This is a genomic window from Moorena sp. SIO3A2, from assembly GCF_010672265.1.
Taxonomy (GTDB): domain Bacteria; phylum Cyanobacteriota; class Cyanobacteriia; order Cyanobacteriales; family Coleofasciculaceae; genus Moorena; species Moorena producens.
In genome coordinates, this window is record NZ_JAAHHC010000015.1 from 13,933 (window position 1) to 26,337 (window position 12,405).

13 protein-coding genes are annotated in these 12,405 nt (G+C 41.4%); all 13 read left to right on the forward strand.

Going from position 1 to position 12,405, the window contains the following annotated elements; translation table 11 throughout:
• Positions 1 to 192: 192 nt before the first annotated feature.
• The 13 genes from F6K64_RS17380 to F6K64_RS17435 all read left to right on the forward strand — a co-directional run bounded on the left by F6K64_RS17380 (position 193) and on the right by F6K64_RS17435 (position 12,046).
• The gene (locus tag F6K64_RS17380) at positions 193 to 1,251 is read left to right on the forward strand and encodes a glycosyltransferase family 4 protein (protein WP_161603183.1); all 1,059 of its coding nucleotides are present in this window, start codon (positions 193 to 195) and stop codon (positions 1,249 to 1,251) included.
• A gap of 20 nt (positions 1,252 to 1,271) precedes the next feature.
• Complete coding sequence (locus tag F6K64_RS17385; RefSeq protein ID WP_009149843.1) at positions 1,272 to 2,273, forward strand: glycosyltransferase family 2 protein; 1,002 nt, start codon at positions 1,272 to 1,274, stop codon at positions 2,271 to 2,273.
• Between the two features lie 89 nt (positions 2,274 to 2,362).
• Entirely contained in the window at positions 2,363 to 3,610 is a 1,248-nt protein-coding gene (locus F6K64_RS17390; RefSeq protein ID WP_287265901.1) for a glycosyltransferase, read from the forward strand.
• Positions 3,607 to 4,788: a glycosyltransferase family 4 protein gene (locus F6K64_RS17395; RefSeq protein ID WP_287265903.1), complete on the forward strand. Its 1,182-nt coding sequence runs from the start codon at positions 3,607 to 3,609 to the stop codon at positions 4,786 to 4,788. The genes F6K64_RS17390 and F6K64_RS17395 overlap by 4 nt, the downstream gene beginning before the upstream one ends.
• Positions 4,785 to 5,324: an acyltransferase gene (locus F6K64_RS17400; protein WP_287251267.1), complete on the forward strand. Its 540-nt coding sequence runs from the start codon at positions 4,785 to 4,787 to the stop codon at positions 5,322 to 5,324. Before F6K64_RS17395 ends, F6K64_RS17400 begins: the two co-directional genes overlap by 4 nt.
• Entirely contained in the window at positions 5,312 to 5,992 is a 681-nt protein-coding gene (locus tag F6K64_RS17405; RefSeq protein WP_287251266.1) for an SGNH/GDSL hydrolase family protein, read from the forward strand. Before F6K64_RS17400 ends, F6K64_RS17405 begins: the two co-directional genes overlap by 13 nt.
• A complete protein-coding gene (locus F6K64_RS17410) occupies positions 5,959 to 6,735 on the forward strand; it encodes a class I SAM-dependent methyltransferase (RefSeq protein ID WP_287251265.1) in 777 nt (258 codons plus the stop codon). The genes F6K64_RS17405 and F6K64_RS17410 overlap by 34 nt, the downstream gene beginning before the upstream one ends.
• A gap of 63 nt (positions 6,736 to 6,798) precedes the next feature.
• Positions 6,799 to 8,037 (forward strand): glycosyltransferase family 4 protein, encoded by a 1,239-nt coding sequence (locus F6K64_RS17415; protein ID WP_009149861.1) that lies wholly within the window; start codon positions 6,799 to 6,801, stop codon positions 8,035 to 8,037.
• 91 nt (positions 8,038 to 8,128) lie between these two features.
• Positions 8,129 to 8,455 (forward strand): hypothetical protein, encoded by a 327-nt coding sequence (locus F6K64_RS17420; protein ID WP_131827257.1) that lies wholly within the window; start codon positions 8,129 to 8,131, stop codon positions 8,453 to 8,455.
• A 3-nt stretch (positions 8,456 to 8,458) separates the two neighbouring features.
• Positions 8,459 to 9,820 (forward strand): hypothetical protein, encoded by a 1,362-nt coding sequence (locus F6K64_RS17425; protein WP_287265904.1) that lies wholly within the window; start codon positions 8,459 to 8,461, stop codon positions 9,818 to 9,820.
• Between the two features lie 61 nt (positions 9,821 to 9,881).
• Complete coding sequence (locus tag F6K64_RS17430) at positions 9,882 to 10,517, forward strand: acyltransferase family protein (RefSeq protein WP_009149866.1); 636 nt, start codon at positions 9,882 to 9,884, stop codon at positions 10,515 to 10,517.
• A 90-nt stretch (positions 10,518 to 10,607) separates the two neighbouring features.
• Complete coding sequence (locus F6K64_RS38270; RefSeq protein ID WP_353814536.1) at positions 10,608 to 10,859, forward strand: hypothetical protein; 252 nt, start codon at positions 10,608 to 10,610, stop codon at positions 10,857 to 10,859.
• Between the two features lie 56 nt (positions 10,860 to 10,915).
• Positions 10,916 to 12,046 carry a glycosyltransferase family 4 protein gene (locus F6K64_RS17435; protein WP_009149868.1) on the forward strand — a complete coding sequence of 377 codons (1,131 nt, stop codon included), beginning with the start codon at positions 10,916 to 10,918 and terminating at the stop codon, positions 12,044 to 12,046.
• Positions 12,047 to 12,405: the final 359 nt, after the last annotated feature.

Here is a 12,405-nt window from a genome sequence, read left to right on the forward strand (position 1 = left end):
ACTGGTTATGAAAATTGGTCTAACTATTAGAACGTTTTACCCAAAGTCCGGTGGACTACAAGCCCACGCAGAGAAATTAGCCCATAGATTGCGTGCTCGGGGACACGAGGTCACAATAGTGACGCGAGCCATTTCGCGCACCCCTTCTTACTGGGATACCTTTTTTTTTCTGAGTCCGTCTCTGAGCTTAAAGTGAGCGGTCTACAAGTTAACGTCCTCAGACATCCCAGAGTTGCGAATGTCATCATGTGGGTGGTTTCAAAATGCATTGGCCGTCCGAGTTTTCGCTCCCTAGGCATCGTCTTATTTGAGGCTTTATTTGCCCGACAGGCGATCGCTGCCCTAAGAGGAGTTGACGTCATCCACCACATTGGTCAGGCTCATGAGTTGATTGGGTTTGCAGCGGCGGCAGCCGCTCGCAAGTTAGGTGTGCCCTTTGTAATCCAGCCTACAGTACATCCAGGTCAATGGGGAGATTCACCCTTTGACTTCTATCTCTATCAACAGGCACAAGGTCTGTTTGCTATTACTAACTTTGAGCGTAACTTTCTAGAGTCTTGTGGTCTATCTGGTCCTTTTTTTATCGTTGGTAACGGTATCGATAATCGAACGGACGGCAATGCCAATCGGTTCCGGCAGAGCTACTCTCTTGAAGGACCCATTGTTCTATTTCTGGGCAGAAAAACACCAGATAAAGGCTATACTTTGCTCAAGCAGGCTTTTTCTCTCGTGCAGGCTCAGCGTCCGGACGCCAAGTTGGTTTGCATGGGCCCAACACCAGGGGAGCAACCGTCTCAAGTGTGTCTTGAAGTAAAGGATGGAGTTCTCGAACTGGGCTTTGGCTCGGAGCAGGATAAGCATGATGCTCTGGCAGCTTGCACAATGCTGTGTGTTCCCTCTGAAGGGGAGGCATTTGGCTTAGTTTATATGGAAGCTGGTCGTTATGCCAAACCTGTTATTGGCCGTCGGTTACCAGTTCTCGAGGAACTACTGGGGCGACAGGGTGCGGGTTTGTTAGTAGGCAGAGCCTACGGTGAGGGCAATCAGGTAGGTCTTGATGTAATAGAGCTGAAGGATGCCATACTTCAATTACTAAATGATCCTCAACTGGCTGAGCAGTTGGGTAAAAATGCTGATCAGGTTTCAGAAGCGTTTATCTGGTCTCGGGTGGTGACCCGGTTTGAAACCGCCTATCGTAATGCTGTTGCCAACAAGACAGTTAGCTTGGAGTGTCTTTCTCAGACAAATTAAGGATTTCGTGAAAATCAGTTATGCCTGATGTCAGTATTATTGTCCCTCTTTATAATAAAGCACTTTATATAGGTGCAGCAATCAATTCTGTCCTTGCACAAACCATTACTGATTGGGAACTGTGGGTCGTAGATAATAACTCTACAGATAACGGCTTAGAAATCGTCCAAAAATATTGTGACCCAAGAATCCATCTTATTTCATGTCCTAAACGTACAGGTGGGCCTGGAGCACCTCGCAACGTGGGGTTAAGGCATGCAACAGGAACCTGGGTCTTATTTCTAGATGCTGACGACACTATAGAATCGACTCATTTAGAAAATTTATTGTCGCCTGTTGAGGATCATCCTCACGCAGCTATCATTGCCGGACATTGGCAAGAATATGCTAATTCAAATCCACAACAGCGCACCTTGAAAGCACCTGCTGGCTATGATTCAACAGCTTTTGGCTTTCCTGATGGAGCAATTGCCTTTGCTTCCTGGGCAGTGCATTCAGCAATAGTTAGGCGAGATATTTTGCATACACCATTTATTTGGGTTGAAGCGCTTGACCGTTATATGAGTGAAGACACAGCCTTTTGGTTTCGCCTTACTTCTACATTCTCGGTAGCATATACTGCTAGCGCTGGTGCACTCTATCGCCAAGAAATTGAAGACAACCGAAATCAGCCAGATGTTCTGGCTTTATGGTTTCAATCTATGAAGGCAATTACTACCGCTAACATAGATTTTCTTAGTCAACAACAGCGATCGCTAACCGCAAAACATTGTGAAAGTCTCATGCGTCTCTACTCAGATATTTATCTGAAGGCACGACTACAAAATGACGCCACAACTGCTCATGAAGCAATGGAAATCGCTAAGGAATGGCTCAAAGAATGCTCAAAGCGAAAAGGTTGTAAGTCTTTGTCACTCAGGGTAAGGGAAGTACTAGGATTGCATCGATTCCTTTCTATCATGTATTGGCAACAAAATTTAGTCACAACAGTTAATCAGATTGCTATCAGCAAGGTTGGCTAACTCTCAAGCAGAAGCTACTGATTGAAGAATTAGGATTTAGCTTGGACGAAGCAAAAACACTTAACTTTAGGTAGCATCGCGGTTAAAAGATGACAAAATCATTACTAGTTGTTGAAGAAGCCCTCAGGGATCTCAAAGCCCACTGGTTTGAGTATATTAAAACCATTACTCAAGCTGCGGAAGCCCAGGGATGGCAAGTACAAGTTGCTGCTCACCACGATGTCGTTCCAGAAATTTGCCAAGAATTAAAAGTTTTTCCCCTGTTTCGTTACGCTCGATATCTAGACAACCATAAAAAAAAGTTACCGGGTGAGAGATATTATGGCTTTTTGCTTCATAGTTGGCGATGTTTAGTTGTGCTCGTGCCTCTACTAGGGAAACAGCCCCGTTATGAGCATATTTTTGTGCCTACGGTTTTGATACATCATCTGCTAGCTTGGTGGATGATTATGACATTTCATCCTCAAAGACCTCAGCATTTAACCCTATTCTTTGTGGCCAATCCAGGGATTTGGGATCGTAATACTCAGAAGTCAATCTTACCATCATCTCCTCTCCTGGGAATTCAAGGCTTCCTACTCCGCCGTTTTCAGAAGCTAGTGGCACAAGGAACAGTTACCTTGGCTGTGGAAACTAAGGGAGCAAAACGAGAGTTTGAGGAACTAACTAATTTACCGTTCCAGCTTTTTCCCCATCCTGTACCTCAGTTAATAGAATCTAGCCCACCATCACTTAGATTATCATCAAGCCAAGAGTTATCTAGTGCCCCCACCTTTGCTTGCTACGGTTTTGCGAGATATGAGAAGGGTTCTGATATGTTCAAAACAGCCCTTGAGCAACTCTTGACTAAACAGCAAGACATTCCGGTTCAATTCTGTATTCAATGGGTTGAACCTTTTAGCTTACCTGATGGCAGTATCTGTGAGCCTGGTTCCCTACTGCGCCAACATCCCCAGGTGACAATAATTGATCGCCCTCTCCAATCCCATGACTATCAGACTTTACTGAGCAAGACCGACTGCATGATTTTACCCTACCGCAATAGTTCTTACCATGGTCGTGTTTCCCGGGTAGCCATTGAGGCGGTATGTTTAGGAATTCCCCTGATTTACACTAAAGGGGGCTGGTTAGAAGAGGTGATCGGGGAATTTGGTGTAGGGATTGGTATTCAAGATGAGAGCACAGAAGAATTAACTCAAGCAGTTATAACTATGTGGAAAAACTTTAATGAGTATGCTCAACTTGCTTTCAGGAAAAGGGCAAAAGCTCAACAATACTTCTCACCAGAAAATTTCTGTCAGCAACTTTTGTCGCCAAAATATAGACCTAAAGAATGAAGTTACTTTACTATTCTCCTGCTAGCTATGGAGGACTAGCTGACTATGCCCACTATCAAGCTAATGCCCTTGTATCTGCTGGCGCACAGGTAACGTTACTGACTACGCCCAACTATCCCGTCGGTAGAGGAGAAGCCTATGAGGTTGTACCTATTTTGGATGATACCACGGCAAGTCCTGGGGTGCATAAACGAATGCCCAAGATTATTAAAGCAGGCTATCTTTCCTATAATCTGCTCAGCAATATTGCTAGATTAACCCGTTTTATTGAAGAACATCGGTTTTGTCACGTCTTAATGGGTTCTTACCTGGAATACCTTGCGCCCTTGTGGGCCCATCGCCTAAGGCAATTAGCCAATCGGGGAGTGGTATTCGGTGCAGTAGTCCATGATCCCGTGCGAGATTTTGTCCTGGGACCTCAATGGTGGCATCGTTGCTCTATTGCAGCAGGCTATTCGTTTCTGCGGGAGGCATTTGTTCATGAAGCCATTGATCTAGATACAGTTAGCCCTATGCCTCAATTGCGCACAACTGTAATTCCCCACGGTATTTATGAATTATCCAAAGCAACTCAATCCAGGGAAAAAATGCGCAACTCCCTCAACTTACCTCCAGAAGCTAAGGTGATGTTGTCCTTTGGGCATATTCGTCCGAACAAAAACCTTGACCTGGTAATTGAGGCAATGGCTCGTGTCCCTGATGTATATTTAGTAGTCGCGGGAAAAGAACAGTCTTCTAGTCAGCAACTTGCTCGTCGTTATCAAGAATTAGCTAAGGAATTAGGTGTAGCAGATCGCTGTCGGTGGCAGATTGGCTTTATTCCCCCAGGGGAAATTCCCAATTTGTTTGACATGAGTGATTTAGTTTTATTGACTTATGATCAGACATTCCACTCTGCTAGCGGTGTTTTAAGCGTTGCCACACACCATCGTAAACTTTGCTTAGCTTCCAGTGGAGAAGGACCTTTGAAAGAGATGGTGCAAAAATATCAACTGGGATTGTGGGTTGATCCTGATAGTGTAACTGCGATTGTCGAGGGCTTAAATTCATGGTTGGGAACAACAATCAAACCTTGCTGGGAAGAGTATTTTAGGGATAATTCTTGGCAGGAAAATGCCAAAATTGTTCTTAGTGTTTTAAAAACTTCAACAAATCTGCGTATAAGTCCTAATCAGTGAATCCTAAAATTATTGCAGGTAGTCTTCTCAACTATCACTACAACCATTGGCTGAGTAACTGTCCTTCCCGTAAAATCCGCATTGCTTACCTAAAGGCATATTTAGCCAGGCTAGGAAAGGAAACATCGGTTCAAATGGGCTGTCGCTTTCTTAACGGACGTAAAGTCTATTTGGGCGATCGCAACGTAATTAACTTTGGCTGTTTATTGGATGGTCGCCATTATCAAATTCACATTGGTAACGATGTTTCTATTGGTCCAGAGGCAACCATTTTAACCTTAGGGCATGACCCCCAATCCCCTAGTTTTGGGGATCGAGGTGGAGATGTCATTATTGGCGATCGCGTTTGGATTGCTTATCGAGCTATTATTTTACCTTCAGTAAAAATAGGAGAAGGTGCGGTAATTGGTGCAGGATCAGTAGTTACTAAAGATGTGGAACCATACACGATTGTGGCAGGTAATCCCGCCCGATTGATTAAGAAGCGAAATCCATACTTAGACTATCACTTATACTACCAACCATGGCTCCTGTAAAAAATACCAAAAAATCTTTCGGCTATGGTCTTGTTTTATTTCCTTGGCTCGTAATTATTTTATTTTCACCAATTTTAGGTACTTTAGCAATTAACAAATATCCACGCAATGCCATCCTAGAAACATGGTCACATTGGGTCTCTGAACAACGCAATGCTACTGCTGTATTTTGTGGTGACTCACTAGCAGCTGGAGGGGGACATTGGGGTCCAAAAATTGGCATTGGGTATTTTACAACCCGGAATCTGGCTGGGAATGGATACACCATTCGACAAACTATTTCACAAGTTAAAAAAGCCAATATATACCAACCCAAATATATTATTGTTTCAGCAGGTACAAATGATGCATTTTCTATACTCGATGAACGTCAAACTATTGAAGATTCAATATTAGATCTTAGCAAACTAATCAATTCAACTCAATCTTCTCTAATTTTGACTCTTCCACCTCCCACAAGAAGACCTGAAGTAAACGATATTCTTATGAAACTGCGTGGAAAAATGATTCGTGTTGCTCAAGAATCTAATATTAAAATTATTGATTCTTGGTCAGAATTTATTGATGATGAAGGTTTACTAAAAAAAGAACTGACAACAGATGGTACACATCTAACTGATCAAGCCTACGAGATTTGGTCACAAAAAATCCAGAATCAGATGCTCTAGAAAGATTCAAATTACTATCAAAAAAAATGGAATTATCATATTTAGAATTTTGCCCAAGTCTCAATAACATTATCGCAACGGGGAAAAGTATTGATGAAAATAACAACACTATCCCTGTGTCAGGTTTATCAAGTATTAACAATATCAAGGTGCTGCGAGAAATTATTCTCGCTAAACGTCCCCATAAAACGCTAGAAATCGGCTTAGCTTATGGAGGAAGTGCACTAGCTATTCTGGCAAGTCTTCAAGAAATTCACAAAGATAACAACTTTCTGCATACAGCCATAGACCCTTTTCAGAAAAAATCTTGGAAAAATAGTGCCCTGACTGTGTTAAAAGCAGAAAATCTAAGTCAACAATTTAGGTTTATTGAAGATTTTTCTTATTTAAGCTTGCCTCAACTAGTAAAATCAAAAGAAAAATTTTATCTGATTTATGTTGACGGATCCCATTTGTTTGAAGACGTATTTATAGATTTTTATTATTCCACACTTTTACTTGAAAAGGACGGAATTATTCTGTTTGATGATTGTGCTGATAGCCATGTCAGAAAGCTAATTAAATTTATCAAAACTAACTATTCTGATTTACTAGGGAGCTTTTCTTTAGAAAAATATACTCAGAAAAGTTTTCTGAAGAAAATAGTGAATAGATTGGGATACAGACAAATGGAGGCTTTTAAACGGATTGGGACTCCTCCAAGAGGTGCTGAAGCTTGGAATTCAAAATTGAAATCATTCTAGTCTAATTATCAATAATTTATCACAATAAACTTTGCAGGTACAAATCTTTTTCCCTCAATAATTGTGTTTAAACAATCTCATCAGTGGATCTGCTGTCAAATCGGAGCAAGAGAACATTACGCAATCCCCAGATCCCTACATCAACAGGGTAACCTATCTCACCTAATCACAGACGCCTGGATTACTCCCCAATCTCCCCTCAACTATCTACCCAAAAACCTGCTCACCAGTTTACGCGATCGCTTCCACCCAGATCTTGCTCAAGCATCCACTCACGCCTTTACCAATTCCTTAATTCAGCTAGAAATCCAGCAACGTCTGCAAAAAGTGCGTGGCTGGGAACAAATTATTGCCCGTAATCACTGGTTTCAACAAAACGCTGTCAACTATCTGGCAAAAATTGCTCCAAAATTTAATCAACCTCCCATCCTCTTTACTTACAGCTACGCAGCCTTAGATCTATTACAATTTGCCAAAGCTCAAGGGTGGCGCACTGTCCTCGGACAAATAGATCCAGGAATTGTGGAAGAAAAAATTGTTGCCCAAGCCCACCGCCAATATCCCCATTATCAATCAACCTGGCAACCAGCACCGCCGGACTATTGGACTAACTGGCAAAAAGAATGTCACTTGGCAGACCGGATTGTAGTTAACTCCACCTGGTCTAGCCAAGCCCTACAACAAGTTGGGGTACCCTCACAGAAAATTGCCGTAGTTCCCTTAGCTTACCAAGCACCTACCGCATCTCAAGGCTTTGTGCGCACCTATCCGGAACACTTTTCCCCTCAGCGTCCCCTGCGAGTGCTGTTCCTCGGACAAGTTATCCTACGTAAAGGTATCTTTCCCCTGCTGGAAGCAGCGAGATTATTACAACAGGAACCCATTGAATTTCAGATTGTAGGATCCCTAGGGATTACCCTCACCCCAGCCCAACAAAACTTGCCAAATGTGCGCTGGATTGGTTCCGTTCCCCGCAGTAGCACCAGCCAGTATTATCAACAAGCGGATGTATTTCTCTTCCCTACCCTTTCCGATGGCTTTGGTTTAACTCAACTGGAAGCTCAAGCTTGGAAATTACCCCTGATAGTGTCCCGATTTTGTGGAGAAGTGGTGAAAGATCAAGAGAATGGCTTGATCTTACCAGAGGTTTCAGGAGAAGCGATTTCTCAAACCTTGCAATGGTGTCTTAGTCACCCCCAACAATTGCAGCGCTTTTCCCACCATCAAATAAATTTCTCTCAATTTAGTTTGCTTCAACTCCAACAAAAACTGCAACATATAGGGTTTGTATCTGGGTTGTGAACATAGGATTGATGGCAAAAGGGAGCAGGGAGCAGTGAGCAGGGAGCACTATGAAAGAGCTTAGAGGATTTTTTGGTGTTATGAGAAAGCGATGCAGCGCGGTCTTGGGGGTTCCCCCCATGAGCGACTGCATCAAGACACAGCAAGATTCTTCATAACCTATTTATATAGCGTTTCTCATAGCTATGAGGTACACATTCTTTTTTCCCTCTTGCTAGCATGCCTATTGCTAGCATGCCTATTGCCTCTTACCTCTTACCTCTTACCTCTTACCTCTTGCCTCTTACCTCTTGCTAGCATGCCTATTGCTAGCATGCCTATTGCCTCTTGCCTACTCCCTACTCCCTACTCCCTACTCCCTACTCCCTACTCCCTATTCCCTACTCCCTATTCCCTGTTCCCTTTGCTAGAGTTTTGATTAATGACTGATTCTGTCGGGTTTCCCGAAGACCTTGTCCCTATTTATGTCATGGCTTCAAGCATACTTTTTATCTTAGTCATTGAAGCGTTTTTAGTCAGAGACAAACGAGCTTGGAGTATTCCCGCCCTGGGTGTGTATGCCACTATTGGAGCCTGGTATTTTGTAGAACTATTTTACACGCCTGAGAACTTTCTTCAGTTTGATTCATTAATCCTCGAAAAATGTTATTGGCAAATTATTATTTTTTTAATAAGTTTTCGCCTATTCATCCCTTCCCTTTCTCGCCGATTTATCAATAAATATCATACTGTTTTTAAATTTACTACTTTTAATCCTGAACAACTTTTAATAGTTTTAGCCTTCGTTTGGCTAGTTTTATTAGCATATGGAGTTAGCCGTGTCAACGGAAACATTGCCGCTGCTTTATTTCCGGTATTAGGTCGTCGAGGAATACAAATGTGGGGCAGGAGTGCTACTGGTGGTGGTGGTGGATTTATTGTTTCCTCTGCTGGTTATGTTTATACCCTAGTTTGTGCCTTCTTTGGTGTACTTTTGCCCCTCCCAATGAGTAAAATATTTAAATTTTTAAATATTTTACTTATCGTGATTGTACTGCCCTATTTTATTTTTCTTGGAACCCGTAACCTGCTTCTAGCAGTGATTATGCCAGGCTATTTTAGCTATGCGTTATTTTCCCGAGATTCACTTTGGAAAAAGGCATTAATTAGCATGGCTACTTTTTGGGCTATTAATGAATTGATGACGTTAATTATTACTTATCGTAACATTGGTTTTATAGGATTATTTAATCCAGATTTTGCCCCGCAATTCCAAGAAGAAGTAGAGGAAGAAGGGCACTTGGGATTAAATATGCTAGAAGAACTATGTTATATCAATCAATTTTACCAAGAAGGAAGCCTAAAATTAACTTACGGAGGTCGCTATTTCGCAGAAGCAGCTAATATAATTCCTAGAGCAATCTGGCCTAATAAACCTCTAATTGGAATTGACTATGCTATCTTACGGGGATTTGGTGGTGCTGATAATGACATTGGGGTATTTGCTACGGTTTCAACTGGATTAATTGGACAAGGTTTTTTTAATTTTGGTCCTATTTTGGGACCAATGGGTGCAGCGGTTTTAATGGCTAGCTGGGTGAGTTTTATGAGTAGGCTTTGGAAGCAGCAATATTCCACCTTGCGGTTAGGATTATTTCTGATTTGTTTAGGGCTAACGTTTAACTTAGGTCGAGAATTTACTCTACTGGTATTATGGCCTGCTTTGTTTGGATATGTTTTTGTGCTTATGGTAGAACGCTACGGATCCAAAAAAGCTAAGGGAAGATTTATGTCTACGTCGTAAGCTTTAAAAACTAAATTTAATTATCAACCAAATTCATATAAATAGATTTTTTTTTGCCAAAATGAAGCAACGATTTATTACATTAGATGCAGTTAAGGTATTTGCTGCTATTTCCATCGTCTGGCTTCACACAGTTAGTTCGCCTCAACTTGGCTTTACCTCTGTGCTAGGAAGGTTTGCTGTACCTTTTTTTACATCTACAGCTGTTTTTATTATTTTTACTAAAGTAATCCAAAAACCAACAGTTAGTTTTACTGACTACACCATTAGCCGATTCAAGAGAATTTATATTCCTTTCTTAATCTGGTCGATTTTATATTTGTTAATTAGATATTTAAATTGCTGGATTACAAATTTGTGTACAAGTATTAATATTAAGTTAGAGTTTTTATGGACAGGAACTACTCATCATCTTTGGTTTCTACCTTTTATATTAGTAGTATCTTTGGTAACATTTTTATTGGCAAAGTTCGCTTATAAGCATCCTAAAAGTAAATCTTGGTTAGCAATAATAGCATTAATTACTGGAATAGTAGTCTTAATCAAACCTAACTATAACTTAATCAATCAACTTGGCTATACAGTTTCTTTATCCTATCAGGCACTACCAGCAGCACTATGGGGTATTACAGTTGCCGTTGTGGATAATTTATTTAATCTAAGAGAAAAAAAGGATTTTAAAGTTTTGCCCCTGTAATGTATAGTTATAGCGATTGTTTTAACTATATTAATGTTACTCCAAGGTCGTCACTTTTTATGGTAAAATTTAGCAGGAATATGTCTGTTAATATTTGCTATTACTTTTAAAAATGAGCAGTTTATAGTTCTAGATAAAATTGCTGCTTTTGGTAAATACTCTTATGGAATTTATCTGATCCATATTCTGTTTGTTGAGGGTCTTCAGGATATAGCAAATTTCTTTAACATCTCAGGAACTATAGTTCTAGATCTAGGCGTATTTTTGCTATCCCTAATGCTCACCATGCAGACGATTTTCATACTGAGAAAATTAAATCTACAAGAATGGCTTGGTACCTAAGACAAAAAGTAACAGCCAATTATGCTTTAATCCATAACTAATTTAGCTTAACTCAAGTGCTCAAAATCGCAGTATTGTTTACTAACTATGGCCCCTACCATATTTCCCGTGTCAGTGCTTTACACGAGCATTGTCATAAAATAGGCTGGAATGTAGTTGGTATAGAATTGGCAAGAGCCGAAGCTGACTATGCCTGGAAAGCTAATTTACAAAATCTTCCATTTCCGCTTATTTCTGTTGTCAGCGATCGACAGCGAGAGCAGGTAAAGTTTCATCAATTACTCCCAAAACTTTACTCTACCCTAAGGAAGGTTCAGCCTGATGTGGTGGTGATTGCTGGCTATTTTGAATCAGCCATGATTGCCACTTTAGTATGGAGTTTATGGCACAGTAAACTACCAATTTTGCTTTCTGAGACTACAGAAACAGATTTTACTAGAGCCTGGTGGCGTGAAACTATAAAGCGCTGGCTACTTAACCGGTATAAATCGGCTTTAGTGGGCGGGCAACCACAAAAACGTTACTTGATCAAATTAGGACTACCTAAGGAAGCCATTTTTTGCGGCTATGATGTCGTAGGTAATGATGCTTTCCATCCCGACAAAATTAAATCTCTGGCACCTCCTTTAAACAAGCCCTACTTCCTGGCTATCAATCGCTTTATCCCTAAGAAAAATCTTCCTTTTGTAATTTCAGCCTACGCTACCTATCGCCAACTAGCCAAAGACAGGGCTTGGGAGTTAGTCCTGTGTGGGGATGGTTCAATGCGCTCTCAAATTGAGCAACAGATTAAAGACTTAGGGTTGACTAAGTTTATTCATCTAACTGGTTTTTTACAACAACAAGAACTTCTGCCTTATTTTGCTCACGCTGGCTGCTTTATCCATGCTAGTACTCACGAACAATGGGGATTAGTTGTCAACGAAGCTATGGCTGCTGGCTTGCCAGTGCTAGTGTCTAATCGCTGTGGCTGTTTTGAAGACTTAGTAGTTGAAGGGATCAATGGATTTGGTTTTAATCCCTATGATAGGGAACAGCTAACTAAGTTAATGGTTAAGGTAAGTTCAGGGGAAATTGACCTAGAAACGATGAGTCAAGCCGCCCTGGAACACATCCATAAATTCTCTCCGGACTATTTTGCTCAAGGTTTGATAAAAGCTGTTGAATACGCCTTAGCTAATCACTAAGTAAGCATTCAGCTATCAGCTATCAGCTATCAGCTATCAGCTATCAGCTAATGCGCTACTTTAGGTGCTTTTGAATAAAATAAGCACCTCAAGCAGCGTGAGTCTTGGCCTTGGCCTATGGCCACGCTGCGCGAACGCGAATAGCTGACGGCTGACAGCTGACGGCTGAATGCTTACCAGCTATCAGCTATCAACTAATGCGCTACGGCTGACAGCTGAAGGCTGAATGCTTACATCACTAAAGCGGTTTCTCGCCTAATGAGGTATAGCAGTCGAAGCAAAGCTTAGGACATATTTCTTTTCCCTGCTCCCTACTCCCTGCTCCATACTCCCTGCTCCCTGCTCCCTAAAACCTTAGG

Coding starts and splice junctions, on each gene's coding strand:
- F6K64_RS17420 (WP_131827257.1), top strand. CDS start 8,129: ATGCAGCGCGGTCTTGGGGGTTCCCCCCATGAGCGACTGCATCAAGAC.
- F6K64_RS17395 (WP_287265903.1), top strand. CDS start 3,607: ATGAAGTTACTTTACTATTCTCCTGCTAGCTATGGAGGACTAGCTGAC.
- F6K64_RS17430 (WP_009149866.1), top strand. CDS start 9,882: ATGAAGCAACGATTTATTACATTAGATGCAGTTAAGGTATTTGCTGCT.
- F6K64_RS17390 (WP_287265901.1), top strand. CDS start 2,363: ATGACAAAATCATTACTAGTTGTTGAAGAAGCCCTCAGGGATCTCAAA.
- F6K64_RS17405 (WP_287251266.1), top strand. CDS start 5,312: ATGGCTCCTGTAAAAAATACCAAAAAATCTTTCGGCTATGGTCTTGTT.
- F6K64_RS17425 (WP_287265904.1), top strand. CDS start 8,459: ATGACTGATTCTGTCGGGTTTCCCGAAGACCTTGTCCCTATTTATGTC.
- F6K64_RS17385 (WP_009149843.1), top strand. CDS start 1,272: ATGCCTGATGTCAGTATTATTGTCCCTCTTTATAATAAAGCACTTTAT.